Raw genomic sequence first — 23,687 nt, 5'->3', positions numbered from 1 at the left:
GACGGGCTCGGGCTGGCGCGGAGGGGGACGCCGGGCGGCGCGCAGGGGGTGCCGGGCGGCGCGGGGCGGGCTCTGGGACACGCCGGGGCGGTGCTCGGTCCGCGGCCCGCGCCGAGGCGGTGCGCCGCGCTCAGCCCGCGGCCCGCGCGGAGACGACGCGCCGCGCGAAACCCTCGCCGACCCGGGTGGCGGCGGCGGTCATGATGTCGAGGTTCCCGGAGTAGGGCGGCAGGAAGTCACCGGCTCCCTCGACCTCCAGGAAGACCGCGACGCGGGCGAGCCCGCCGCTGACCGGCGTGGGGTCGTCGAACTGCGGCTCGGCGCGGAGCCGGTAACCGGGCACGTACAACGCCACCTCGGCGACGGCGTCCCCGATCGAGGCCGCGATCGCGTCGCGGTCGGCGTCGGCCGCGATCGCGCAGAAGACCGTGTCCCGCATGAGCATCGGCGGCTCGGCGGGGTTGAGGATGATGATGGCCTTGCCCCTGGCCGCGCCGCCGATCTCCTCGATGCCCCGGCTGGTGGTGAGGGTGAACTCGTCGATGTTCGCCCGCGTCCCGGGGCCGGCCGACGGGGAGGCGACGCTGGCGACGATCTCCGCGTAGGGGACCTCGGTGACGCGGGCGACGGCGTGCACGATCGGGATGGTGGCCTGTCCCCCGCAGGTGATCAGGTTGACGTTGGGCGCGTCCAGGTGGGCGCCGAGGTTGACCGGGGGCACGACGGCGGGGCCGAGGGCGGCGGGGGTCAGGTCGACCGCCTGGATGCCGAGCGCCTCGTACCTGGGGGCGTTGGCCCGGTGCACGGAGGCGGAGGTGGCCTCGAAGACGAGGTCGGGCCGCTCGTCCTGCGCCAGCAGCCACTCCACGCCCTCGGCGGAGGCGGCCAGACCGTGGCCGGCCGCCCGCTTCAGGCCGGGGCTGTCGGGATCGACGCCGATCATCCAGCGCGGCTCGATCACCTCGGAGCGGAGCAGCTTGTACATCAGGTCGGTGCCGATGTTCCCCGAACCGACGATCGCGGCGGTCGCCTTGCTCACGGTCTCACCTTCATTCGAATCGAGCGGTCACGGAGCCGAGCCCGGTGAACTCGGCGCGGAAGACCTGACCGGGACGCACGTCCACGGCGCGGGTGCAGGAGCCGGGGAGGATCACGTGCCCGGCCTCCAGCTTCACCCCGAAGGAGGCGACCTTCCGGGCCAGCCAGGCCACGGCGGTGGTGGGGTTCCCCAGGACGGCCGCGGTGGTGCCGCGGGCGACCTCGGCCGCTCCCCCGCCGGAGCCTCCACCGGGACCCCCGCCGGGGCCTCCGCCGGGGCCGCCGTCCCCGCTCCGGGGGCCGACCTCGTAGAGCACGGCCTCGATGCCCGCCAGGTCCAGCTCGGTGGGGCGCACCCGGGCGGAGCCGAGGATCACCCCGGCCGAGGAGGCGTTGTCGGCGACGGTGTCGGCCAGGCCGATCCGCCAGTCCTCGATGCGGCTGTCGATGAGCTCGATGCTCGGCACGACGTACTCGGTGGCGGCGAGCACGTCGGCCTCGGTGCAGCCCTCTCCGGGCAGGCTCGCGCCGAGCACGTAGCCGATCTCGACCTCGACGCGCGGGTAGCAGTACGCGCCGGCCGGGATGGGGGTGTGCTCGGACAGGACCATGTCGTCGAGCAGGTGCCCGTAGTCGGGTTCGTCGACGCCCATCATCCGCTGCATCACCGGTGACGACAGGCCCACCTTGTGCCCGTACACCCGGGCTCCGGCGGCGAGCCGGCGGCGGATGTTGAGCAGCTGGATCTCGTAGGCGTCGACGACGTCGATGCCGGGGTGGGAGGCGGTCAGCGGCTCGATCGGCGCGCGGTCCCGCTGCGCCGCCCAGAGCCGGTCGGCCACGGCCTGGCGTTCCGCCGCGTCCAGCATCGCAAAAGCCTCCTGGTGGCCGGGGGTCGTACGGGCGTCGTGCTGAGAGGGTCGCGGGACGGTTCCGCCGTTCCGCGGTCAAAGGTCTCAGCGCCGCCGCGTCCGTGGCGGCCGCCTCCCGCTCAGTGGGAGGGAAGGCGGACCGCCGGACGGTCAGGCGTCGTAGGTGACCTTGACGCGCTCGCTGACCGGGATCGCCTGGCAGCCGAGGATGAGGCCGTCGGCGAGGTCCCGGGCGTCGAGGACGTTGTTGGCCTCCAGGGCGACCTCGCCCTCGAGGAGCACGCAGGCGCACGCGCTGCAGTTCCCCTCCCGGCACGAGAACGGCGCGTCCAGCCCCGCCTCCAGCAGCACGTCGAGCAGGCGCCTCCCGCGCGGCCAGGGCAGGGTCCTCCGCTCGCCGTAGAGCTCGACCTCGAGCTCGCCGTCCGGTTCCGCCGTATCCCCGGCGGACCCGGCGGATCCGGCGGACCCGGCGCTCCGGTCGTCCCGGTCGTCCTCGGCGGCCGGAGCGGGACCGGCGAACGGGTCTCCGGTCAGCGAGGTGAAGCGCTCCACGTGGACCCGCCCGGACGGCACGCCGAGGCCGGCCAGGGCCTCGGCCACCCGGTCCATGAACGGCTCGGGCCCGCAGACGAACGCCTCCCGCCCCGCGTACGGCCCGGCCAGCGCGGCCAGGGTCTCCGCGGCCGGCAGGCCCTGCACCGATTCCAGCCAGTGGATCACGGTGAGCCGGCCGGCGTGCTCGCGGGCCAGCGCGGCCAGCTCGTCCCGGAAGATCACCGAGTTCTCGTCCCGGTTGGCGTAGACGAGGGCGACCGACCCGCTCCCCGCGTGCAGGCAGGACTTGAGGATCGACATCACCGGCGTGATGCCGCTCCCGGCCGCCAGCAGCAGGAGGTCGCCGTCGAGCGTGCGCGGGGTGAACGTGCCGGAGGGCCGCAGCACCTCCAGCACGTCGCCCTCGGCGACGTTGTCGCAGATCCAGTTGGAGCCGTGGCCGCCCGCGACCCGCTTGACGGTCACCTTGAGCTTCTCGTCCCTGACCGGGGAGCTGCACAGCGAGTAGCAGCGCGCCGTCCATCCCTCCCGGCCGGCGGGGATGCGCACGGTGAGGAACTGCCCGGGCCGGTAGCCGAGGCGGCCGTGGTCGCCGTCGGCGGGTTCGAGCACGAGCGAGTGCGCGTCCGCGGTCTCGCGGATCACCTCGACGACCCGTACCCTGAGCGGCCCGGGCTGCGTCATGGTCATGCCCCCTGGGGGGCGTCGCCTGCCGCCGGGCCGGCCGGGCCGGCCGGGGAGCCCGCGGCGCCCGCCCTGCCGGCGGCGTGCCGGGCGGCGAGGTAGCCGAAGACGATGGAGGGGCCGATCGTGGCGCCGGGGCCGGGGTACTCGTTGCCCATCACGGAGGCCGAGGCGTTGCCGGTGGCGTACAGGCCCTCGATCACCGATCCGTCCTCGCGCAGCACCCGGCCGTGCTCGTCGCAGACCAGCCCGCCCTTGGTGCCGAGGTCGCCGACCTCGATCCGCACGGCGTAGTACGGCGCCCGGTCGATCACGTCGAGGTTCGGGTTCGGCAGCGTGGGATCGCCGTAGTAGCGGTCGTAGGCGCTGTCGCCCCGGCCGAAGTCGGGGTCCTTCCCGGCGCGGGCGAAGCCGTTGAAGCGCTCGACGGTCTCGGCCAGGGCGTCCGGCGGCACGCCGATCCTCTTCGCCAGTTCGGCGAGCGTGCCCGCCCGGTGCACGATGCCGGCGTCGTAGAACGCCTGCGGGATCGGCGCGCCGGGCAGGATCTGCGCGAACGGGTAGCGGGAGCGGGCCGCGGCGTCCATCACGAACCACGCCGGGACGTGGCCGCCGGCCAGCTGGTCCCGGACGAAGTTGACGTACGGCGCGGACTCGTTGGTGAAGCGCCGCCCCTCGGCCGAGACGATGACCGAGCGCGGGATGCAGCGCTCGGACAGCAGCGGGATGAGCGCGCCGGCGGGGTGCCGGACCGCCGGCATCCACCAGGCGTCGTCCATGAGGTCGAGCGCCGCGCCGGCCCGCTCGCCGGCCAGGATGCCGTCTCCGGTGTTCTCCCTGGCGCCCATGCTGCGGTCGGCCCTGCCGCCCTCCGGCAGGTACTTCTCCCGCATCTCGTGGTTGTGGTCGAAGCCGCCGGTGGCCAGCAGCACGCCGCGGCGGCCGCGCACTCTGAGCGTGCGGCCCTCGCATTCGACGACGACGCCGGTGACGGCGCCGCGGTCGTCGGTGACCAGGTCGGTCATGGTGGTCCTGAGCCGGAGCGGGACTCCGGCGTCCTTGAGCGCCATGCGCATGCGGGCGACGAGCGCGCGCCCGCCGGTGGCCATGTGGCGGCGGCGGACCAGGTTGGAGGAGACCCGCCAGGCGGCCACGACCGAGGCCCAGCGCCCGCGCCAGGTGCGCTTGGCCATCGCGAGGTCGTGGTAGTCCTTGGCGGTGATCCACAGGCCCAGCGGGCCCTTCATGCTGTTGGGGCGCTGGTGGCGCTCGTCGGGGCCGAGCTTGCGGGTGTCGAACGGCAGCGCCTCGACGGACCGGCCGAGCGGCCGGCCGCCCTCCAGCTCGGGATGGTAGTCGGAGTAGCCCCTGGTCCAGGAGAAGCGCATCCACCTGCTCCGGCAGAGCAGCTCCATCGCGGCCGGGCCGTGGTCGACGTAGGCGTCGAGCCGGGCGGCGGGCACCCGTCCGGCGGTGAGCAGGTCGAGGTAGCGGCGGACGGACTCGCGGCTGTCGTCGTGGCCCTCGGCGCGCAGCACGGGGTTGTTGGGGATCCAGATGCCGCCGCCGGAGATCGCGGTGCTCCCGCCGTACCGGGAGCCCTTCTCCACGATCAGGGGCGAGAGGCCGTCCGCGGCGGCGGTGAGCGCGGCCGTCATGCCGCCTCCCCCGCTGCCCACGATGACGAGGTCGTACTCCTCGTCCCATTCCTGCGTGCTCATGCGCCCTCCTCCGCCGGCCGCGTGAGCGGCGCCGCCGTGCCCGTGGTCCGCTCGTTCACACGCCCTCCTCCGCCGGCCGCGCGGGCGGCGCCGCCGTGCCCGTGGTCCGCTCGCTCCGCTCGCTCCGCTCGCTCCGCTCGCTCACGGCTCCTCCTTGCGGGTCAGGAAGGCCAGCACGGCGCTCTCCCAGGCGGCCCGCTGCTCGATCATCACCCAGTGCCCGCAGTTCGGGAACACGTGCAGCTCCACGTCGGGGATGGTCCGCATCGGCACGATCGCCATGTCGAGGGGGGTGACCCGGTCGTCGCGGCCCCAGGTGATCAGCGTCCTGGCTCTGATCTTGTGCAGCATCGCCCAGTACGGCGGGGCGTCCGAGGCCGCCAAGGCGGCGTCGCGCGCCGCGACCGCCGCGCGGCCGTACATCCGGCGGGCTGAGGTGAGCGTGCCGGGGTCGGTGGCCTGCGCCCAGCGTTCCTCGACCATCTCCTCGGTGACGAGGGCCGGGTCGTAGACCATGGAGTGCAGCCAGCGCACGAGCGCCTCGCGGGTGGGCTCCTCGGTGAACTCCATGAGCAGCCTGATGCCCTCGCCGGGGCCGGGGCTGAAGACGTTCGTGCCGAGCCCGCCGATGGTGACCAGCCGGCGTACCCGGCGGGGGTGGGAGATCGCCACCTGGGCGGCGACGATGCCGCCCATGGAGTTGCCGATCATGTCGGCCTGCTCGATGCCGAGCCCGTCCAGCAGGCGCAGCACCGCGCCGGGCGCGGCGGCCATGGGGTGGGCGCCGGTCGGGTCGCTGACGCCGAAGCCGGGGAACTCCAGGACCAGGCAGCGGAAGTGCTCGGCGAAGGCGGCCAGGTTGCCGCGGAAGTTCCGCCAGCCGGTGACGCCGGGGCCGGAACCGTGCAGCATCAGCAGGGGCGGCCCGTCGCCGGCCTCGTGGTAGCGCAGCACGCCCTGGTCCGTCGCGAGCTCGCGCAGCGTCGACTCGTGGCTCGGCTCCGTGGTCATCGTCCGCCTCGGTCGTAGGGAGGGCCGACGGGATGTCGGTCACGCGGGAACGTAACCACGCGCCCGCGCGCGCCCGCCGTGACGATCCCGGCCAGCGGGACCGGCCCGGGGCGCCCGGAGCGCACCATCTACGCCACCACCGGGGACGGCCGCACGGAGCTGTACGACTGGATGCGGGAGCTGGTCGCCCGACCACGCGAGCCCGGCCGCCGGGGACACTCCGGTGGTTCCCTCCCTGGATCGCTACGGCCGCTCGCTGGCCGATCTGATCGCCATGGCGGGCGAACCGCGCAAGCGCGAGATGGCGGATGGGAGGGCGTGCAACTCGGCGGTTTGGAGGATGTGGGCCCGTGAGGGAAAGACCTGACAGAGCAGGACGTCGTGCACGTCGGGGTCAGGGCCGGCGACGCCGTCGGCCAAGACGTGGAGCTGGTAGTCGCGGTCGGCCGCGTCGAGGACGGTGGACAGGACGACACCGCTGGTGCTGATGCCCGCGATGGCCAGAGTGGTGATGCCGTGTTCGCGCAGCCGCTGATCGAGGCCGGTGGTGGACAGGCCGCCGTAGCGGGTCTTACGCACGATGATGTCCCCGTCCTGGGGAGCGAGACGCCCGTGGATAGCGGTGCCGGGATCTGCGTGGTGCATGAGACGGTGCTGGGCGATCGGTGCGAACGACCTGCTGGTGGGCGGGATCGCAACCCAGTCGGCCTCGGTGAAGCCGACCCGGACATAGGCGATGGTGCCGCCCCTGGTGCGAACCTCGGCGATGACCTTTTCCATGCGTTCCAGCAGGGCTTCCCTGGTGCTTTCAGGCAGCAGCGCCAGGATCACGGGCTGGTAGTCCATGACGAGCAGGGCGGTGTGCGCCGGGTCGAGCGCGGAGGTGGTGCTCATACGAGTGTCTGCCTTTCCGGTGGCGCCTGGTCGGCGTTGTCGAATCGGGGCGTGCGGTCGCCTCGTGGCAGGAGGAGCGGGGTCGCCAGGAGGAGGAGACCGGCGATCGCGATCGCGGTGCGAGGGCTGGTGAGGTCGGCCAGCAGGCCCCATGCGCCGGTCATGGCCGCGATGGTGGTCTTACTGGTGATCGACCAGGCGGTCAGCGTGCGGGCGATGCGGTCCGGCGGGAGCTGCTGGAGCCGGTAGGTGGCGAACACCGGGTTGAACACGCCCATACAGGTGATCAGCCCGAACTCGACGGCGACGACGAGGAGGAGTCCCGTGGGGCCGGGGCCGACGAAGGCCAATCCGAGCGGCCAGCACGCGCGCAGCGTCCCGGTGGTGAGCATGACCTTGTGCTGTCCGAACCGTGCCAGGAGCGGGCGGGCCAGCCGCGAGCCGATGAGGCCGCCGACGCAGGGGACGCCGAAGGCGAGGCCGTACTGCCAGGGGGCGAACCCGAGGTCGCCGAGCATGAGGACGGCGAGCAACGGCGAGGCCGCCATGATCAGGCCGTTGACCAGGACGGTGTTGAAGAACAACGGGCGCAGCGCCGGGCCGGCCAGGATGTGGCGCCATCCCTCCAGCAGGCCGCCGGCTCCCGGCCGGGGCGGTGGGGCGGTTCGCGCGGGGCGCGGGGGGCGCGGTTCCCGCCCGCCGATGGCGCCGATCCCGGCGGCCGACAGCAGGAAGCCGACCGCGTTGGCCGCCACGCTCGCCACCGGGCCCACCAGCCCGATCGCGGCGGTACCGAGCGGCGGCCCGAGCGCGGTGGCGGTCCAGGTCGTGGCCTCCAGCCGCCCGTTGGCGACGATCAGGTCCTCGGAGCGGACGAGCGCCTTCAGGCATGCCCCGCTCGCCGCGGTGAAGGCGATGTCGGCCGCGCCGACGACCACCGCCACGACCAGGAGCTGGGCGAAGCTCAGCCGGCCGAGCAGGTAGGTGGCGGGCACGCTCATCAGCGCCGCGAACCGCACCAGGTCCATCGCGATCATCACCGGCCGCTTGCGCCGGAACTCCACCCACGGCCCGAGCGGCACCGCGACCACCGCCCCGACCGCGAGGCCCGCGGCGGCCAGTGCCGACACCTCGGCGGGCCCCGCGCCCAGGGCGAGGATCGCGATCAGGGCGAACGCGTCGAACGCGAGCCACGTGCCGAACGCGCTGGCCGCGTACGCGGCCCACAACCACCCGAACCGCCGCCCCAGCGACCTTCCCAATGCGCACCCCACCATCTCCGGAAAACAACCGATCGTTGATTCGAGAGATCAAAACGTGCAGCCGATAGGAGGTTCAAACAACCGGAGCGCGCTAGTGCACAACTTCTAGTTGTGCACTAAGGTCGGCCGGTGTGGATCTCGATGCTGTGCGCACCTTCGTCGCCGTCGTGGAGGCCGGCCGGTTCCAGGACGCCGCCGCGGATCTGTCGATCACTCAGCAGGCCGTCTCCAAACGCATCGCCGCCCTGGAGAAGGACCTCGGCGTACGGCTGTTCACCCGCACTCCGCGCGGCCCCGAGCTCACCATCGACGGGCAGGCGTTCCTGCCCCACGCCCGCGAACTGCTCCGGGCCGCCGAGCGCGCGGTCGCGTCCGTGCTCCCCGGCAGCCGCCCGCTGCGCGTCGACGTGATCGCCTCGCGCGTCGCGGCCTCGGGCCTGATGCGCGGTTTCCACCGCGCACACCCCGAGATCGAGCTCGACGTGGTGATGCTGTTCGACATCGAGACGGCCGTCGCCGCTCTTTCCTCCGGTGCGATCGACGCGTCCTTCCGCGCCGTCGCCGTGCCCGGCCGACCCCTTCCCGAAGGCATCGCCTCCGTCCGGGTGCTCGACGAGCCGCTCCAGCTCCTCACCGGTCCCGTCCACGCGCTGGCGTCCGCCCGGTCGGTGACCGTCGCCCGGCTCGCCGGGCACCGGATCTGGATGCCCGGCATCGTTCCGGGCACCGAGTGGGCCGCCTACTACGACGACCTGGCTGCCGAGTTCGGTCTCACCATCGAGGCGACCGGCCCCAACTTCGGCTCCGACGCCCTCCTGGACACCATCGCCGACACCCCGGCACTGGCGACCTTCATGGGCGAGCAGACCCGCCTGGTCTGGCCCGCCGGCCACGGCCTGCGCCGCATCCCGGTGACCGACCCCACACCCGTCTACCCGCACTCGCTGCTGTGGCACCGCGCCAACCCCCACCCGGCACTGGCCTCCCTCCGCGCCCACCTCGCCGCCACGGCGACCGGCCACGGCGCCGCCGGGACCTGGACGCCGGACTGGGCCATCCCGCGCTGAAACGCCGCCGCTTCTGCGATCATCACGGCCGGATCGACGGACGGTGGCCCCCGGCAGGCATGGACGCACTCCGGCTCCGCCCCTCCGCATGCCTCACACGCCGTGACGGTGATCAAAGCTGTGGACTGTCGACTCAACTCGAAAGCCCCGGATCAACAGCGGATTTCTGGTCTCCACCGGGCCTGGCGCAACTCGCGTGTACGCGGTGACGGCCTCCTCAACGACGGGCCGGTCGGATAACGACGATGACAGCCAGGACGACCAGGAGGTGTGCTCGGGCGACTCCACAGGATCCGGGGCAGACCAAACTGCGAAGGTCCCGGCGAGCCACCTCTCCGAACGTGGCTGCCTGGGCACTCGAATCACCGTCATTGCTCGACGCTTAGCGCTGTGGGATGTCTTCGGGAGCGCTGGGCCGGGTGGGCGGTGCGGTGCGGGCGGGGCTTCGGACGGGGCGGACGGGTGGCGCGGGCCGGTCCCGGGAACCTTCCGCTCAACGGGATCGCCCGTCCCACCGGGTGTACGGTGCGGCCTACGGTCGTCCCACAACGGCCGGACGGCCGTGCCCGGAAGAGGCGAGGTGATTGCCATGGCAGCCGAGTCCGCGCTCACGGCGAGTCCCGGCGCGCCCCCCGACCCGGCTCCGCCCACCCCGGCGGAGATGCGGCGGGCGATGGGATCGTTCGCCAGCGGCGTCACGGTGGTCACCGGGGCCGACGGCGGCGAGGCGGTGGGCTTCGCCTGCCAGGCGTTCGCCTCCGTCTCCCTCGAACCGCCCCTGGTGCTGTTCTGCGCCGACCACTCCGGCCGGACGTGGCCGAGGATCCGCAGGAACGGGCGCTTCTGCGTGAACGTGCTGGGCGAGGACCAGGTGGACCTGTGCGGGCGCTTCGGCTCCAGCAGGGGGAAGAAGTTCGAGGGGCTCGACTGGGACCTGTCCCGGTGGGGGACCCCGGCCCTGCGCGGTGTGCTGCTGCGGGTGCACGCCGAGGTGTACGGCGTGCACGTGGCCGGCGACCACGACGTGGTGATCGGCCGGGTCCTGGAGCTGGAGCCGGAGACGGCCGGCGAGCGACGGCCGATGATCTTCTTCCGGGGGCGGTTCGGCGTCGACGAGCGGGAGTCCCCGGTACGGCCGCCGATCGGGCCGGGGACGTGGGGCTGGGGCGACCGCTGGGGGTGACATGCCCGCCTCGGGCGGCGCCGGGCGGGATCGGCGCCCAGCCGCTGAGCGAATTTCGTCATCCGGTCGGAGGGTGCGGTGGACGGGCGCAGGAGTCGACGTACTCCGTACGTTTCCGGTTGTTGATGTCTTTTTAGCGCTTCCCTATTCGGGGAATGGGTCTCCGCCGGCCGAGTCGCGATCTCACATCCGCCACCGGTCGTGACGGGAATTGCCTTCTCCGCGCGTTCTCCGCGCGTTCTCCGCACGCATACGCGGGCATCCGCGCCTTCCGCTCCTCGTCCAGGTCATCGCCTCTCCGGACGGGACGATCGTGCCAGTATCCACCGTGACCCCGGCAGGGACCGGACGCCTGCGCAAGGCCATCACCGTCCCGCGGAACCGCGGGATCGCGCGAGGACGGAAAAGCCCCGGTGTTTCTTCATCGATATGTACGGCAGCAGACATGATCCGGTGTTTTTGCGATAGTCGAAGTCATGGCTGATACGGCGGAAACGGATGCGGCGGTGAGCCTGGAGGGCTTGCGTAAGACCTTCGGTGAGGTACGGGCGGTCGACGATCTGAACCTGCGCATCGCGCCGGGCGAGGTGGTCGCCCTGCTCGGGCCGAACGCGGCGGGCAAGACCACCAGGATGGAGATGCTGCTCGGCCTGACCACTCCGGACAGCGGGGAGATCGAGCTGTTCGGCAGGTCCCCCCGCCGGGCCGCGGCCGACGGGCTGGTCGGCGCGATGCTCCAGTCGGGCGGTTTCCTGGGCGAGATGACCAGCCGGGAGATCGTCCAGGTGATGGCCGCGCAGTACCCGAAGGCGATGAAGGTGGACGATGCCATCGCCCGGGCGGGGGTCACGAAGTACGCCAAGCTCAAATACAGCGGGCTGTCCGGCGGCCAGAAGCAGCGGACGCGTTTCGCCGCGGCCCTGGTGTGCGATCCCGACCTGCTGGTGCTGGACGAGCCGACCGTGGCGATGGACGTGCAGAGCCGCCAGGAGTTCTGGGCGGCGATGCGCGACTACACGACCGGCGGGCGCACCGTGGTGTTCGCCACCCACTACCTGGCCGAGGCGCAGGACTTCGCCGACCGCGTGGTGCTGATGCGGCAGGGGAAGATCGTCGCCGACGGCTCGGTGGGCGCGATCGTCGCCAAGGTCGACGGGCGCACCATCAGGGCGACGGTCGGGGAGACCGGCGTCGAACCGCTGGCCGCCCTGCCAGGAGTGGGCACCGTCCGGCTCCGCGGTGAGCACGTCGAACTGCACTGCTCCGACTCCGACGCCGCGCTGCGCGCGCTGCTGGCGGAGTATCCCCGCGCTCGTGACATCTCGGTGACGGCGATGTCGCTGGAGGACGCGTTCGTTGCGCTGACCGCCGACGAACCGGTCATGAAAGAGGTGTGACCATGGGTGCGTTGATCTGGACCGAGCTCAAGGTCCTTTCCAGGTCGGTCGAGTTCCTCGTCGTCACCATCGCGTTCCCGATGGTGTTCTTCCTCGTCATGTCGGAGGTCTTCGGCTCGGATCGCGCCGGCGGACTGGACATGGACACCTACATGATGATCAGCATGGCGGCGTTCGGCGCCATGTCGGTGGCGTTCGCCGTGGGCCCCCGGGTCGGCCTGGAGCGACAGGCCGGGTGGAACAGGCAGTTGAGGCTCACCCCCCTGCCCGGCTGGGGCTACGTCGCCGTCAAGATCGCAGTGGCGATGATCCTGGCGCTCCCGGCCGTGCTGCTCGTCTTCCTGTCCGGGCTGCTGGTCAAGGGCATCGAGCTCACCGCCGGGCAGTGGCTGGCGATCGTCCTCTCCTGCTGGGTCAGCTCACTGCCGTTCACCGTGCTCGGCCTGCTCATCGGGATGGCCGTGAAGCCGGAGTCTGCGCAGCCGATCGGCCTTGCGGTCTATCTGCCGATGGCCATGCTCGGCGGACTGTGGATGCCGGTGGACGTCCTGCCGGGCTTCATGGCCTCGCTGGCCAAGGTGCTGCCGAGCTACTGGCTGGCGGAGATCCCCCGTGACCGGCTCACCGGGATGGCGCTCGATCTGCTGGGCGTCGGGGTGATGGCGGCGTGGTTCCTGGTCGCGCTGGCCCTGGTGATCGGCCTCTACCGCCGCGACGCGGCCAGGGTGTAGGCGGAACGGCGGCCGGATCGCGGAGCACGGCGTTCGGCGGCGCTCACGAGAGCGTCCGGTTGCCGGGCTCCGTCTCACTTCCGGTGATGCGGCGACCGTGCGCGAGGAGACCGATTCACAAAATTCCTCCTGCGCCGCGGCGGGAGCCTTCCGGCGTGCTCGATCCGGCTCTGCGAGGAGCGGCGGGGCGCAGGGCCGGTTGACAGCGCATAGGACGAACGTCCTAATATCTGCCTAGGACGAATGTCCTAGAGCGGTTCCGTGAAGCAGGCGATGCGGGAGGTGTGAAGCGATGGGCGCAGCGGCGACCCGGGCCCAGATCGTCGAAGCGGCCGACCGGCTGTTCTACCGGCAGGGCTACGAGCACACGTCCTTCGCGGCGATCGCCGAGGCCGTGCGGATATCGCGGGGGAACTTCTACTACCACTTCAAGTCCAAGGACGACATCCTGAGCGCGGTGATCGACGCACGGCTGGAGGACAGGCGGCGGATGCTGCAGCGGTGGGAGGCCGAGGAGGCCGACCCCGCCGGCCGGATCCGCCGGTTCGTCGAGATCGTGGTGACCAACCGCGCCGACATCCAGGACTACGGCTGCCCGGTGGGCACCCTGACCACGGAGCTGGCCAAACTCGGCCACCCCGCGCTGGATGAGGCGAGCGGCCTGTTCACGCTCTTCCGGACATGGCTGCGTGAGCAGTTCACGCAGCTGGGGCATCCGGCGCAGGCCGACGCGCTGGCGATGCACGTACTGGCCTTCAGCCAGGGCGTCGCCACGCTGGCGCACGCCTTCCGGGACGAGGACTTCATCCGCCGCGAGGTGCGGCGGATGCACGACTGGCTGAGCGCGTACTCCGCCGGCACCCGGAGCACCGCGCCCGCCGCACCTGAGGACAGCGCGCAGGCCGATGCCCGACGGGATGCGGGTCCGACCATCTGAGAGGGATCACATGTTCGTGGTGTCGCTGCGGTTCTCCGCCAACAGGAGCGCGGCCGGACAGCACATGCCCGGCCACCAGGAATGGATCAGGCGCGGCGTCGATGACGGCGTGTTCCTGCTGGTCGGCGGCATCCAGCCGGGACTGGGCGGTGCGATCGTGGCGCACGGCACCTCCCGGGAAGAGCTGGAGAGCCGGGTGGCGGCCGACCCGTTCGTCGCCGAGGACATCGTCAGCGCGGAGATCATGGAGATCGCGCCGTGGCTGGCCGACGACCGCCTGAAGTTCCTGCTCGCCTGAGCGCGTCCCCCGCCGGACCCCGCGTGCGCCCTACCCCCCGGACCCGGCCGGCACCACCCCGGGAGAGCCGCCGGGCGCGGCCGGGGACCGCCGCCCACGGCCGCCCCGGCCGAACGCCCCTGAGGGTCGGTGCATCTAGACGGTCCGGCCGTGCCGGTCGCGCGCCTTGAGCCGGACGGTCGGCATCTCGGGCGCGGGCAGCGGCTCGGCCTCGCAGCCGGTCACCGTGCCGAACCGGCGGCCGGACATCCAGTCGTCCCGAGCCTGCGCGATCTCCTCGTGGGAACGGCCGACGAAGTTCCACCACATCACCAGCGGCTCGTCGAACGGCTCGCCGCCGAGCAGGAACAACCGCGCCGGGCCTGCGGCGTCGACGACCGCCTCGGTGCGGCCCTGCCCGAGGTAGAGCAGCGCCCCCGGTTCCAGGTCCACCCCGGCCACCCGGGCGGCTCCGGACATGACCAGGACCGCGTGCTCGAAGCCGGGGTCGAGCGGCAGCCTCCGGTGCCCGCCGGAGGCCAGCAGCACCTCCGCGCCGAGCAGCGGGCTGTGCACACAGGCCGGGGAGCGCGCACCTCCCAGCTCGCCCACCACGACGGTGACGGTCCCGTCCCCGCCGCCGTCCGGCACCGGCAGGGCGGGGTGGTGCTCGAAGCGCGGCTCGCCGTGGCGGGCGTGCTCCGGCAGCGCCACCCACAGCTGCAGCCCGTGCATGCCCGGCGGGTGGTCGGGCGGCGACTGCTCGGAGTGCGCGATGCCGCGGCCGGACGCTGCGGCAGCAGGCGGCGCACGGTGGTGTAGCGGCCCAGCGGCACGTCGTGGCCGGGCAGCAGCACGCTCTCGGGCTCGGCCGCCTCCGCGACGGCACAGCCGTACACCGTCCGGTCCGCTTCGTTCATGGGGCGACTCTACGCGGGCGGCCCCCCGGAGCGCGGCGGCGGACCGGGGCCGATGGATCACCCAGGGCCTTCAGTCGGCCGGGCGGAGGTGGGTGCGCTCGCCGTTGTGGTCGAAGATGCCGATGATCTCCGCCGGACCGTCGTGGGCTCCGAACGCGTGGGGGATCATGGTGGAGAACTCCGCCGCCTGACCGGTCTCGACGAGGATCCTGCGGTCTCCGAGCAGCAGCACGACGGTCCCGGACAGGACGGTGAACCACTCCCTTCCGGGATGGACCTTCAGGTCCGCGGCGCCCGCCGGGGCCGTCCTGGTGATCCGCATCTTGGCCACCGTGACGCCGGGTTCCCGGTTGAGCATCCACGTGGTGATCCCCCGCTCCCCGTCGTGCCGGGGCCTGATGACCACGTTGTCGTCGGCCGTGGACTCCACGAGCTGGTCCAGCGTGGTGCCCAGGGCTCGGGCGATCGCGGTCAGCTGGTCCAGGCCGATCCGCCGGTGGCCCGTCTCGATGCGGCTCAGGGTGGACGGGCTCAGGTAGCAGCGGGCGGCGAGCTCGTCGAGCGACCATCCCATGGCCACCCGGAGACTCCTGATCCGCATCCGCACCAGCGCGTCGAGCTCGCCATCTTCTTGCGTCATACGCAAGATTGTATGCGATGAGCGCAAGAGCCTCGTAGAGTCGAGGCATGGCACAGCACTCGCACCACCACGGCGACCACCACGGCGACCACCACGGCGACCACCACGGCGACCACCACCACGGCGACCACCACGGCGACCACCACCACGGCGCGCCCGGATCCGGCGAGGCGGACCTGGCCCTGATGCTCGACCTCGACGCGGAGGTCCTGCGCGCGCACCTGGAGGAGGTGACCGCCTGGCTGGCGGAGCTGGCCGGGGACCTGCCCGTACGGCGGATCCTCGACCTGGGCAGCGGCACCGGGACCGGGACCTTCACCCTGCTGCGGCACTTCCCCGGCGCCCGCGCGATCGCCGTGGACGGCTCCCCGCAGATGCTGCACCACCTGCGCGGCAAGGCCCGCGCGCTCGGCGTGGCGGACCGGGTGAGCGCCGTCGAGGCGGACCTGGACGCGGACTGGCCGGACTTCCACGGCGTGGACCTGATCTGGGCGTCCGCCTCCCTGCACCACATGGCCGATCCCGGCCGCGCCCTGCGCGAGGCGTTCGCCGCGCTCCGCCCCGGCGGGCTCCTGGCCGTGATCGAGCTGGACGGCCTCCCGCGCTTCCTGCCCGAGGACCTCGGGATCGGGCGCCCGGGGCTGGAGGCCCGCTGCCGTGAAGCGCTGGCCCACCGGCACACCGAGGCGGTCCCGCACCTGGGGGCCGACTGGGGACCGTACCTGTCCCGCGCCGGATTCACCGTCGAGGCCGAGCGGAGGTTCGACCTCGAGCTGGGAGACCCCCTCCCCGAGGCCGCCGGCCGTTACGCCCAGGCGGTGCTGCGGCGGATGCGCGGTGCCCTCACCGGATCGGCCGGCGCGGACGACCTGGCCGTGCTCGACCTGCTCATCGACGACGACGGACCGGAGAGCGTGCTGCGCCGCGACGACCTCGTGGTGCGCACCGAGAGGACCGTGTGGGCGGCCCGGCGCCTCGCCGGCGGCTCCGGCCCGGAGTGATCACCTGTCCGCCGCCGCTCTCTCAGGCGGCCTGCCCCTCCGGGGCGGCGGGTACGGCGGGCACGGCGGGCACGGCGGGTACGGCGGGTACGGCGGGCACGGCGGGCACGGCGGGCACGGCGGGCACGGCGGGCACGGCGGGCACGGCGGGCAGGAGGAGGCTCTCCAGGGGGTGACGGGTGCGCGGGGCGCGCTCGCGGGCGGCCAGCGGCTCGGGCAGCACGGCATCGGCGTCGAGGCGGCCGACGGCGACCACGACGACGGGGGTGAGCGTCTCGCCGAGGCCGAACGCCTCCCGGGCCGCAGCGGCGTCGAAGCCGCCCATCTGGTGCACGGCCAGCCCGTCGGTCTGGGCCTGCACGCTCAGCGCGGCGACGGCCTGGCCGGTGTCGTACAGCGCCCACGGCCGTGCCCGGCCGGTCTCGTCGGCCGTCTCGGCGGCCACCAGCAGCAGCGCGCTCGCCGCGCCCGCCCAGGCGCGGTTGCCGGGGTCGAGCAGCTCCAGCAGCCGGGTGAAGGCGTCCTGGCCGCGGTGGGCGGCCAGGAATCGCCAGGGCTGGCTGTTGCCGGCCGACGGCGCCCAGCGGGCCGCCTCCAGCAGCGCCCGCAGCCGCTCCTCACCGAGGCGGTGGGCGGCCTCGAAGCCGCGCGGGCTCCACCGTCCGGCCAGCAGCGGGTGCACAGGCACCGAGGTCGCGGCGGTCTTGCCCGTGTTCGCGGTCGTGTTCGAAGTCGTGTCGGCAGTCATGGTCTCGTCGTGTTCGCAGTCGTGTTCGCAGTCGTGTTCGCAGTCGTGTTCGCAGTCGTGTTCGCAGTCGTGTTCGCGGTCGTCTTCTCGGTCGTGTCCGGGCGCGTGCCCGGGGTGGTCTTCCCGGTCGTGTCCCGGGTCGTGTCCCGGCGCGGGGCGCGTGGCCGGTCGCCGGGGTCCTGGTGCCCGCCGCTGCGCGCGGCGGGCACCAGGCGTCGGATGTCAGGCTTGCCGGTCTTGTCAGGCGGCGAGGGTGGCGTGCATCTCCCACACCAGGATCTCGGCCGGCTCGGCGGCGGTGACCTTCTGGCCGCCGGTGGCGGTCAGGCGCACCGCGTCGCCCGTGGCCAGCGCGCCGGCGCCCTCCAGCGTGACGGACCCGCGCGGCACGAACAGGTGCAGGAACGGCGCCTCGGGCAGCTGCACGCTCTGCCCGGCCCGCAGGCGGGCGGCGTGCAGCGCGGCGTAGCGGTTCCTGATCCGGATGACGGCGGCGCCGTCGTGTTTCGCCATGCCGGAGGCGACCGGCACCAGGCCGCCGCCGAGCAGCTCGGCGTCGATCTCCAGCTGCTCGTAGCCGGGGGCGATGCCGGCCTCGTCGGGCACCACCCACATCTGCACGAAGTGCACCGGCTCGTCGTGCACGTCGCCCGCCAGGCGCCAGGAGTCGTTCTTCTCCGAGTGCAGGATGCCCGTGCCGGCGCTCATCCGCTGGGCCAGGCCCGGGTAGATGACGCCGTTGTGGCCCTCGGAGTCCTGGTGGACCAGGGAGCCCTGCAGCACCCAGGTGACGATCTCCATGTCGCGGTGCGGGTGGGTGTCGAAGCCGGTGCCGGCGCGCACGACGTCGTCGTTGTTGACCAGCAGCAGGCCGTGGTGGGTGTTGGCCTCGTCCTGGTGGTGGCCGAAGGAGAAGGAGTGCTTGGAGTCCAGCCAGCCGGTGGCGGTGGTGAAGCGCTCGGCGGCGCGGCGGACGTCGACGCGGGGCGCGAGGGACAGGGTGCTCATGCCGGGTTCCTTCCGGGACGGTGCTCCGAGACGGTGCTCCGGGGTGGTGGCGGACTCATCCAAAAAGAGGATGACGTGTCATGCAGCAGGTCCAACGTACATGACTTATCATTCATTCCACAAACTCAATGACGCGTCATCCACATTGGGTACAGTGGCCCCATGGACGCCCCCTGGCTCGACGACGACCAGCAGCGCGCCTGGCGCGCCTACCTGCGCATGCAGGCGCGGCTGAGCGCCGCCCTCAACCGGCGGCTCCAGACGTCCTCCGGCCTCTCGCTGGCCGACTACGACGTGCTGGTCCACCTCACCGACGCCCCCGACGGACGCCTTCGCCCGTACGAGCTGCAACACGCGCTGGAGTGGGAGCAGAGCCGCCTGTCGCACCACCTGAGCCGCATGCAGCGCCGCGGCCTGGTCGAACGCCGGGAATGCGCGGACGACGGCCGGGGCGCCTTCATCGTGCTCACCGAGACCGGCCGCGAGGCGATCGCCACCGCCGCTCCCGGCCATGTCGAGGCCGTCCGCGAGCTGTTCATCGACGCCCTCGGCCCCGATCAGGTCGGCGCCCTGCACCACCTGGCCACCCAGGTCCTGGTCCGCATCGACGCCGCCGCCGACCGGTAGGAGGCGCCCGCGCGGCCCCGCACCGGCCACCGCCCGGCACCCGCGCGAGCCGCCTCAGCGCCCCGTGCGCGCCCGGACGCTCAGAGCCAGTCGCCGTTCTGCCCGGCGGCGAGGAAGCGGTTCATGGTCTCCGGGGACCAGGTCTGGTCAGGCACCGGCATCAGGCGGGTCCGCCTCGGGGTCTCCGCGTCCGGGAAGAGCGCCAGTGAGGCGCGGCGCGCGGCGTCGACGACGAGCGGGGCCACCTTCTCCAGCGGTGTCCGCGCGTCCCCCACCAGGGAGACGGCGGCCACCGGCCCCTCGGGACCGCGGATCGCCGCCGCCACGCAGGCGATGTCGGGGAAGCACTCCCCCCGCTCGAAGGCCAGTCCCCGGCGCCGCCGGATGCGGTTCAGCTCCTGGTGGAGGGTGCCCAGCTCGCCGATGGTGCGGTTGGTCAGCCGGCTGATGGCTCCGCCGATGCGGGCCTCGACCTGCTCCGGCTGGAGCCAGGCCAGCATCGCCTTGCCCAGCGCGGTCGAGTGGGCCGGGGCCCGGCCGCCGACCCGGGAGGGGACCGAGGCGGCGAACCGGCCGCCGACCTTGTCGAGGTAGTAGACCTCCGCCCCGTCGAGGACCGCCAGGTGGACCACCAGCCCGGTCCTGAGCTGGAGGTCGTGCAGCAGCGGCGCGGCCGCCTCGCGGATCTCGCCGTGGCCGCCGTCCCGGCCGCCGAGGCCGAGGGCGCGCGGCCCCAGGCTGTAGCCGAAGGACGTGTGCTCGACCCACTGCAGCCGGACCAGCTGGTCGAGGATCCGGTGCGCCGTCGAGCGCGGCAGGTGCGTGCGGCGCGCCACGTCCTCGAGGGTGAGCCGGGTGGATCGGCCGGTGAAGGCGTCCATGATCAGGGTCATCCGCTCGACCATCGACGGCGGCAGGTCCCGCCGCGCGGAGACCGCCTGTTTCGGCGCGGGATTGAGAGCGGCCATCGAGCCCTCCGGTCCGAAAACTGAAATGAATTCTTGCCAGGAATGTAACAACGGGACACCCCTCCGGGAAGGGGGCCGCGCGATTCGGATCACACCGGTCACCCGTGCCCGCCGCCGGCCGGCGGGCCGCGGCGCGGCCCCCGGCCGGCGGGCCGTGACGCGGACCGGCCGCCCGGCCGCCTGCCCCGGGGCACCGGCCGCGCCGCGTCAGCAGCCGGTGCGGTCGTGCGGTCCCTGCCAGCCGGGGACGGCGCGCCAGTCGCTGGACACGACGGTCGCGCCCAGGCAGCCCAGCTCCCGGGTGCGGGCCAGGGCCTGCTCCGGTGACGGGCTGGTCGCGTGCAGCGCCGGCGCGACCTCGTGCGCGCCGGTGACGGCGGTGAGGTAGGGGGCGTAGAACGCCCGCCGCTCGGCCGGCAGCGCGGCGAAGCCGGTCGCGCTCCCGTCGAAGACCACGAACCAGGGCCGCAGGGACTCCTCGTAGGCCTGGCGCGGGTCGGCGGCGGCGCCGTAACTCCCCCTGGGAACCGGGAAGACCTGGGCGTCGGCAGGGTGGTCGCGCAGGTGGCGGGCGTACTCCACCTCGGTCGGCAGGCTGTCGTTCTCCGCGGTGCCCCGGATGACGTAGACCAGGATCCCGCCCTTCGGGTCCGTGGGCCAGGCGCCGGCCCGGGCCGCCTCGTCCGGGGTGGCGTGGCCGCCCATCAGGTCGGCCGGCGTGATCAGCGCGCCGCCGAGCCGCTCCAGCAGGACCGCGTCGAGCTCGTCGGGACCCCGGCCGCGGTTGTCGTGGAAGCCGTCCTTCATCTCCAGCTTGACGATCAGCGGCTCGTGGCCGGGGTTCGCCTCGTGCCAGGCCCTGATGTTGTCCAGGCAGTGCGGGAACTGCTGGTTGCGCGCCGAGTCGCGCAGCTGCCCGGCGCTCGCGCCCCTCTCGCAGTTGTTGTCGCTCCAGAAGGGGTTGGAGTGGCTGACCGTCCACTGGCCGAAGAAGGTCCACAGGTCGATCTCGATCATGCGGTTCCCGGCGTCGAGCGCGTCGACCAGGTAGGGATAGGCCGCCTTCTCGTAGGCGTTGTGGACCCCGCCGAGGGTGAGGCCGGTCAGGGCGGGGCCGGCCGCGTGGGCGGGACCGGCCGCGTGGGCGGGACCGGTGCCGGGCGCGGCGAGCAGCGAGGCGGTCAGGGCGGCCGTGAGGGCGAGACGGGAGAGAGAGCGCACGGATGCCTCCGGAGGGCGGGGGACGGTGGCGGGGGGTCGTCACCGGAGGGGTCAAGATGACCTTGACCGGGATCCGGCCGCCCGGCAAGGCCCGATTCCGGAGAACGGGGAGGGGTCCCTCCACCGGATCGGCGGAGAGACCCCTCCACTGCGGTGGCGGCGTTCCGGCCGCCGGTCGCTCAGGCCGTCAGGTCAGGTCCGAGCACTTCTTCGCGTCCGGGTCCGCGGCCGCCTTCGGGACCCAGCGCACGTTGGCGAAGGAGGCCGAGAAGGCGCCCTCGGTGTAGACGAGGAAGGGCGTGTTGACGTTCTCCAGGTCGAGGCCGGCGGCCGCGAAGCAGGAGACGGGGATCTTGACGGTCGTCTTCGTCCCCACCGGGATCCCGGCGAACAGGGAGGTCGCCACGACCTCGCCGAGGCAGGGGTAGACGCAGTGGGCGCTGAGGACCGTCCGGGCGGCCGGGGCCTGGTGGACGATCGTGTCGAAGACCAGGGCGCCGCCGGAGTTCAGGTAGCCGCGCAGGTCGGTGCCGCCCGCCGGGTTCTGCATGTAGAACTGGGCGGGCCCGGTGCCGTTCCAGGTCGCCTTCAGACCGTCCTGCTGGACGTTGACGTCGGACTGCACGACGCTGATCGCCGAGTGCGCCTCCGTCCCGTCCGGCCCGATCTCGGTGCCGCCCCAGTTGTCCGCCGAGCCGATGAAGCTCTTGTACGGGGCGATGTCGGTGCGGTTGAAGATCTCCAGGTCCTCGCTCGCCTCGCCGCCGCCGCCCGTGGAGCCGCAGGGGAACTCCGGCGCCGTCTCGTCGAGCGTCCCGATGGAGCTCCGCTCGCCGGAGCGCAGGCCGTACCCGAGCGGGAAGAGCGGGTCGTACCCCTCGTCGCCCGCGTTGAGCGGCGTCTGGCAGGCGCTCTTCGGCCACGAGTACGGCAGCTTGCCGGTGTAGCCCCAGCGGTCGCCGCCCTTCACGAGCAGGTCGGCGACGCCGCCGCCCTCGGTGCCCGGCAGCCAGGCGACGACGAACGCGTCGGAGCGGTTGAGCTCCTTGTTGACGTGGAGCGGCCTGCCGGTGACGTAGACGGTGACCACGGGCGTGCCCTTGCCCGCGACCTTGTCGAGCACGGCCAGGTCGCCGGGGTGGAGCTTGGCGGCCTCCAGCGTGCGCCGCGACAGGTCGCCGACGCCCTCGGCGTACGGCGTCTCGCCGATCACCGCGATGACCGCGTCGTAGGCCGAGGGGTCGACGCCGTCGGCGGTCTCGCTGAAGGTGACGTCGGCCTCGCCCAGCGCCTCGCGGAGCCCGCCGAGGATCGTCGTGCCGTTCGGGAAGTCGGCGTTGACGTTGCCGGTTCCCTGCCAGGTGAGGCTCCAGCCGCCGGTCTGGTTCTGCAAGCTGTCGGCGCTCTTGCCGACCACGAGGACCTTGGAGTTCCTGGCCAGCGGGAGCACCCCGCCGTTGTTCTTGAGCAGGACCTGCGACCTGCGCACGGCCTCGCGGGCGAGCGCCTTGGCCTCCAGCGCGTGCTCGGAGCCGGCGTGGACCCGCTCGGAGGGCTTGCGGTCGTCGAGCACGCCGGAGCGCAGCTTCACGCGCAGGATGCGCGTCACCGCGTCGTCGATGCGGGCCATCGGGATCTCGCCGCTCTCGACCTGGGCGATCGTGTTGGTGATGAACGCCTTCCAGTCGTTGGGGACCATCACGATGTCGATGCCCGCGTTGATCGCCTGCGGGCAGCTGGCGTTGGTGCAGCCGGGGACCTGGCCGATGCCGTTCCAGTCGGAGACGACGAGGCCGTCGAAGCCCATCTTCTGCTTGAGGATGTCGGTGACGGCGCGCTTGCTGCCGTGCAGCTTGCCCTCGGCGATGCCGAGCTCCTCGTTCGTCCAGCTGTTGAAGGAGACCATCACGGTCTGGGCGCCGGACGCGAGCGCGCCGTAGTAGCCCTGGCCGTGCAGGTTGATCATCTCGGCCTCGGAGGAGGGGTTGACGCCCTGGTCCACGCCCTTGAGCGTGCCGCCGTCGCCGATGAAGTGCTTGGCGGTGGCGATGACGCCGCCCGCGCCGATGCGGCGTGAGGCGCCGTTCTGCAGCCCCCTGACCGCCTCGTAGCCGTAGGCGCGGACGATCCGGGGGTCCTCGGAGTAACCCTCGTAGGTGCGGCCCCACCGGTCGTCGCGGACGACCGCGAGGGTGGGGGCGAAGGCCCAGTCCTGGCCGGTGGCGCGGATCTGCAAGGCCGTGGCCGCGCTGATCCCGCGGATCAGGCACGGGTCCTGGGCGGCGCCCAGGCCGATGTTGTGCGGGAAGATCGTCGCGCCGTGGACGTTGTTGTGGCCGTGGACGGCGTCGGTGCCCCAGATGACGGGGATCTTCGTCCTCGTCGCGACCGAGGCGTCCCAGTAGGCGTCGGCCAGGTCGAGCCAGGACTTCGGCGAGGCGTGCTTGTCGCGGCCGGGCCAGGAGCCGCCGCCGTTGAGCACCGAGCCGATGCCGTACTGCTTGACCTCCTCCGGGGTGATGGCCGCGATCTCCGGCTGGGTCATCTGGCCGACCTTCTCGGCGAGCGTCATCCCGGCGACGATCTTCGCGATCCGCCGCTCGTCGGCCGGGTTCCGCTTGATCCGGCTCTCGACCCTCGGCCAGTCGGAGAGCGTGGGGAGCTTCTTGTCGATGCGGGCGCAGCCGCGGAGGTCGAGGGAGGGCTTTCCGATCACCGGCTGCCGGCCTGCGGTCGCGGTCTCAGCCGCGGCGCCCGGCGTCCCGGCGACCCCGGAGGCCAGGAGGGCCAGGCCCGCCAGTACGGCGAGCCTGCTCCTCCCGGCGCCCCGGCGGGCGAAGGATCTGGTCATCGAGGGTCCGTTCTCGAGGCGCGCAAAGGGGCGTGCGAAAGGGCTTACAGATGGCACGGCGGTCCCCCGTG

At 72.9% G+C, this 23,687-nt stretch carries 22 protein-coding genes; 8 read left to right on the top strand and 14 right to left on the bottom strand.

What is annotated here, in order from left to right:
* Positions 1-130: 130 nt before the first annotated feature.
* The 7 genes from ACFOWE_RS12615 to ACFOWE_RS12585 form a co-directional block, all read right to left on the bottom strand.
* Positions 131-1,039: an acetaldehyde dehydrogenase (acetylating) gene (locus tag ACFOWE_RS12615; protein WP_377287462.1), complete on the bottom strand. Its 909-nt coding sequence runs from the start codon at positions 1,037-1,039 to the stop codon at positions 131-133.
* A 10-nt stretch (positions 1,040-1,049) separates the two neighbouring features.
* Complete coding sequence (locus tag ACFOWE_RS12610; protein ID WP_377287461.1) at positions 1,050-1,907, bottom strand: 2-keto-4-pentenoate hydratase; 858 nt, start codon at positions 1,905-1,907, stop codon at positions 1,050-1,052.
* Positions 1,908-2,060: 153 nt separating this feature from the next.
* Positions 2,061-3,158 carry a 2Fe-2S iron-sulfur cluster-binding protein gene (locus ACFOWE_RS12605; protein WP_377287460.1) on the bottom strand — a complete coding sequence of 366 codons (1,098 nt, stop codon included), beginning with the start codon at positions 3,156-3,158 and terminating at the stop codon, positions 2,061-2,063.
* Entirely contained in the window at positions 3,155-4,873 is a 1,719-nt protein-coding gene (locus ACFOWE_RS12600) for an FAD-binding protein (RefSeq protein WP_377287459.1), read from the bottom strand. The genes ACFOWE_RS12605 and ACFOWE_RS12600 overlap by 4 nt, the downstream gene beginning before the upstream one ends.
* 141 nt (positions 4,874-5,014) lie before the next feature.
* Positions 5,015-5,884, bottom strand: coding sequence for an alpha/beta fold hydrolase (locus ACFOWE_RS12595; RefSeq protein ID WP_377287458.1), 870 nt, complete (start codon positions 5,882-5,884; stop codon positions 5,015-5,017).
* Positions 5,885-6,127: 243 nt separating this feature from the next.
* A complete protein-coding gene (locus tag ACFOWE_RS12590) occupies positions 6,128-6,778 on the bottom strand; it encodes a cysteine hydrolase family protein (RefSeq protein WP_377287457.1) in 651 nt (216 codons plus the stop codon).
* The gene (locus tag ACFOWE_RS12585) at positions 6,775-8,040 is read right to left on the bottom strand and encodes an MFS transporter (RefSeq protein ID WP_377287456.1); all 1,266 of its coding nucleotides are present in this window, start codon (positions 8,038-8,040) and stop codon (positions 6,775-6,777) included. Before ACFOWE_RS12585 ends, ACFOWE_RS12590 begins: the two co-directional genes overlap by 4 nt.
* Positions 8,041-8,171: 131 nt before the next feature.
* Between ACFOWE_RS12585 and ACFOWE_RS12580 the strand changes: the two genes are divergently transcribed.
* From ACFOWE_RS12580 to ACFOWE_RS12555, 6 genes are all read left to right on the top strand, one after another.
* A complete protein-coding gene (locus ACFOWE_RS12580) occupies positions 8,172-9,107 on the top strand; it encodes a LysR family transcriptional regulator (RefSeq protein ID WP_377287455.1) in 936 nt (311 codons plus the stop codon).
* Positions 9,108-9,696: 589 nt separating this feature from the next.
* A complete protein-coding gene (locus ACFOWE_RS12575; protein WP_377287454.1) occupies positions 9,697-10,290 on the top strand; it encodes a flavin reductase family protein in 594 nt (197 codons plus the stop codon).
* Positions 10,291-10,766: 476 nt separating this feature from the next.
* Positions 10,767-11,687 carry an ABC transporter ATP-binding protein gene (locus tag ACFOWE_RS12570; RefSeq protein ID WP_377287453.1) on the top strand — a complete coding sequence of 307 codons (921 nt, stop codon included), beginning with the start codon at positions 10,767-10,769 and terminating at the stop codon, positions 11,685-11,687.
* Between the two features lie 2 nt (positions 11,688-11,689).
* A complete protein-coding gene (locus ACFOWE_RS12565) occupies positions 11,690-12,418 on the top strand; it encodes an ABC transporter permease (RefSeq protein WP_377287452.1) in 729 nt (242 codons plus the stop codon).
* Positions 12,419-12,710: 292 nt separating this feature from the next.
* On the top strand, positions 12,711-13,355 hold the full coding sequence (locus tag ACFOWE_RS12560) for a TetR/AcrR family transcriptional regulator (RefSeq protein ID WP_377287451.1): 645 nt from the start codon (positions 12,711-12,713) through the stop codon (positions 13,353-13,355).
* 10 nt (positions 13,356-13,365) lie between these two features.
* On the top strand, positions 13,366-13,653 hold the full coding sequence (locus tag ACFOWE_RS12555) for a YciI family protein (protein ID WP_377287450.1): 288 nt from the start codon (positions 13,366-13,368) through the stop codon (positions 13,651-13,653).
* Between the two features lie 135 nt (positions 13,654-13,788).
* Here ACFOWE_RS12555 and ACFOWE_RS12550 read toward each other — a convergent pair whose 3' ends face one another.
* Positions 13,789-14,367: a pirin family protein gene (locus ACFOWE_RS12550; RefSeq protein WP_377287449.1), complete on the bottom strand. Its 579-nt coding sequence runs from the start codon at positions 14,365-14,367 to the stop codon at positions 13,789-13,791.
* 255 nt (positions 14,368-14,622) lie between these two features.
* Positions 14,623-15,192 carry a helix-turn-helix domain-containing protein gene (locus tag ACFOWE_RS12545; protein ID WP_377287448.1) on the bottom strand — a complete coding sequence of 190 codons (570 nt, stop codon included), beginning with the start codon at positions 15,190-15,192 and terminating at the stop codon, positions 14,623-14,625.
* A gap of 47 nt (positions 15,193-15,239) precedes the next feature.
* Here ACFOWE_RS12545 and ACFOWE_RS12540 point away from each other — a divergent pair, with 47 nt between their 5' ends.
* Positions 15,240-16,193 carry a class I SAM-dependent methyltransferase gene (locus ACFOWE_RS12540; RefSeq protein WP_377287447.1) on the top strand — a complete coding sequence of 318 codons (954 nt, stop codon included), beginning with the start codon at positions 15,240-15,242 and terminating at the stop codon, positions 16,191-16,193.
* 22 nt (positions 16,194-16,215) lie between these two features.
* Here ACFOWE_RS12540 and ACFOWE_RS12535 read toward each other — a convergent pair whose 3' ends face one another.
* Both ACFOWE_RS12535 and ACFOWE_RS12530 read right to left on the bottom strand, forming a co-directional pair.
* Positions 16,216-16,941, bottom strand: coding sequence for a nitroreductase family protein (locus ACFOWE_RS12535; protein ID WP_377287446.1), 726 nt, complete (start codon positions 16,939-16,941; stop codon positions 16,216-16,218).
* 240 nt (positions 16,942-17,181) lie between these two features.
* On the bottom strand, positions 17,182-17,949 hold the full coding sequence (locus ACFOWE_RS12530; RefSeq protein WP_377287445.1) for a pirin family protein: 768 nt from the start codon (positions 17,947-17,949) through the stop codon (positions 17,182-17,184).
* Positions 17,950-18,111: 162 nt separating this feature from the next.
* Between ACFOWE_RS12530 and ACFOWE_RS12525 the strand changes: the two genes are divergently transcribed.
* Complete coding sequence (locus ACFOWE_RS12525) at positions 18,112-18,576, top strand: MarR family winged helix-turn-helix transcriptional regulator (protein ID WP_377287444.1); 465 nt, start codon at positions 18,112-18,114, stop codon at positions 18,574-18,576.
* A gap of 80 nt (positions 18,577-18,656) precedes the next feature.
* Here the strand turns inward: ACFOWE_RS12525 and ACFOWE_RS12520 are convergent, their stop codons facing one another.
* The 3 genes from ACFOWE_RS12520 to ACFOWE_RS12510 form a co-directional block, all read right to left on the bottom strand.
* Positions 18,657-19,544: an IclR family transcriptional regulator gene (locus tag ACFOWE_RS12520; protein ID WP_377287443.1), complete on the bottom strand. Its 888-nt coding sequence runs from the start codon at positions 19,542-19,544 to the stop codon at positions 18,657-18,659.
* 207 nt (positions 19,545-19,751) lie between these two features.
* Positions 19,752-20,765 carry a Ca2+-dependent phosphoinositide-specific phospholipase C gene (locus ACFOWE_RS12515; protein ID WP_377287442.1) on the bottom strand — a complete coding sequence of 338 codons (1,014 nt, stop codon included), beginning with the start codon at positions 20,763-20,765 and terminating at the stop codon, positions 19,752-19,754.
* A gap of 187 nt (positions 20,766-20,952) precedes the next feature.
* The gene (locus ACFOWE_RS12510) at positions 20,953-23,616 is read right to left on the bottom strand and encodes a glycoside hydrolase family 3 N-terminal domain-containing protein (RefSeq protein WP_377287441.1); all 2,664 of its coding nucleotides are present in this window, start codon (positions 23,614-23,616) and stop codon (positions 20,953-20,955) included.
* Positions 23,617-23,687: the final 71 nt, after the last annotated feature.

The organism is Planomonospora corallina, assembly GCF_042650625.1.
GTDB classification, from domain to species: domain Bacteria; phylum Actinomycetota; class Actinomycetes; order Streptosporangiales; family Streptosporangiaceae; genus Planomonospora_B; species Planomonospora_B corallina.
Note: the sequence above shows the minus strand (reverse complement) of the source record. Positions and strands in the feature narration are given on the sequence as shown.

What these genes read in the sequence shown, in the direction of transcription:
- ACFOWE_RS12575 (WP_377287454.1), top strand. Translation starts at nt 9,697, where the DNA reads ATGGCAGCCGAGTCCGCGCTCACGGCGAGTCCCGGCGCGCCCCCCGAC.
- ACFOWE_RS12520 (WP_377287443.1), bottom strand. Translation starts at nt 19,544, where the DNA reads ATGGCCGCTCTCAATCCCGCGCCGAAACAGGCGGTCTCCGCGCGGCGG.
- ACFOWE_RS12605 (WP_377287460.1), bottom strand. Translation starts at nt 3,158, where the DNA reads ATGACCATGACGCAGCCCGGGCCGCTCAGGGTACGGGTCGTCGAGGTG.
- ACFOWE_RS12595 (WP_377287458.1), bottom strand. Translation starts at nt 5,884, where the DNA reads ATGACCACGGAGCCGAGCCACGAGTCGACGCTGCGCGAGCTCGCGACG.
- ACFOWE_RS12540 (WP_377287447.1), top strand. Translation starts at nt 15,240, where the DNA reads ATGGCACAGCACTCGCACCACCACGGCGACCACCACGGCGACCACCAC.
- ACFOWE_RS12590 (WP_377287457.1), bottom strand. Translation starts at nt 6,778, where the DNA reads ATGAGCACCACCTCCGCGCTCGACCCGGCGCACACCGCCCTGCTCGTC.
- ACFOWE_RS12555 (WP_377287450.1), top strand. Translation starts at nt 13,366, where the DNA reads ATGTTCGTGGTGTCGCTGCGGTTCTCCGCCAACAGGAGCGCGGCCGGA.
- ACFOWE_RS12545 (WP_377287448.1), bottom strand. Translation starts at nt 15,192, where the DNA reads ATGACGCAAGAAGATGGCGAGCTCGACGCGCTGGTGCGGATGCGGATC.
- ACFOWE_RS12570 (WP_377287453.1), top strand. Translation starts at nt 10,767, where the DNA reads ATGGCTGATACGGCGGAAACGGATGCGGCGGTGAGCCTGGAGGGCTTG.
- ACFOWE_RS12510 (WP_377287441.1), bottom strand. Translation starts at nt 23,616, where the DNA reads ATGACCAGATCCTTCGCCCGCCGGGGCGCCGGGAGGAGCAGGCTCGCC.
- ACFOWE_RS12560 (WP_377287451.1), top strand. Translation starts at nt 12,711, where the DNA reads ATGGGCGCAGCGGCGACCCGGGCCCAGATCGTCGAAGCGGCCGACCGG.
- ACFOWE_RS12535 (WP_377287446.1), bottom strand. Translation starts at nt 16,941, where the DNA reads ATGACTGCCGACACGACTTCGAACACGACCGCGAACACGGGCAAGACC.
- ACFOWE_RS12610 (WP_377287461.1), bottom strand. Translation starts at nt 1,907, where the DNA reads ATGCTGGACGCGGCGGAACGCCAGGCCGTGGCCGACCGGCTCTGGGCG.
- ACFOWE_RS12525 (WP_377287444.1), top strand. Translation starts at nt 18,112, where the DNA reads ATGGACGCCCCCTGGCTCGACGACGACCAGCAGCGCGCCTGGCGCGCC.
- ACFOWE_RS12600 (WP_377287459.1), bottom strand. Translation starts at nt 4,873, where the DNA reads ATGAGCACGCAGGAATGGGACGAGGAGTACGACCTCGTCATCGTGGGC.
- ACFOWE_RS12550 (WP_377287449.1), bottom strand. Translation starts at nt 14,367, where the DNA reads ATGCACGGGCTGCAGCTGTGGGTGGCGCTGCCGGAGCACGCCCGCCAC.
- ACFOWE_RS12565 (WP_377287452.1), top strand. Translation starts at nt 11,690, where the DNA reads ATGGGTGCGTTGATCTGGACCGAGCTCAAGGTCCTTTCCAGGTCGGTC.
- ACFOWE_RS12530 (WP_377287445.1), bottom strand. Translation starts at nt 17,949, where the DNA reads ATGAGCACCCTGTCCCTCGCGCCCCGCGTCGACGTCCGCCGCGCCGCC.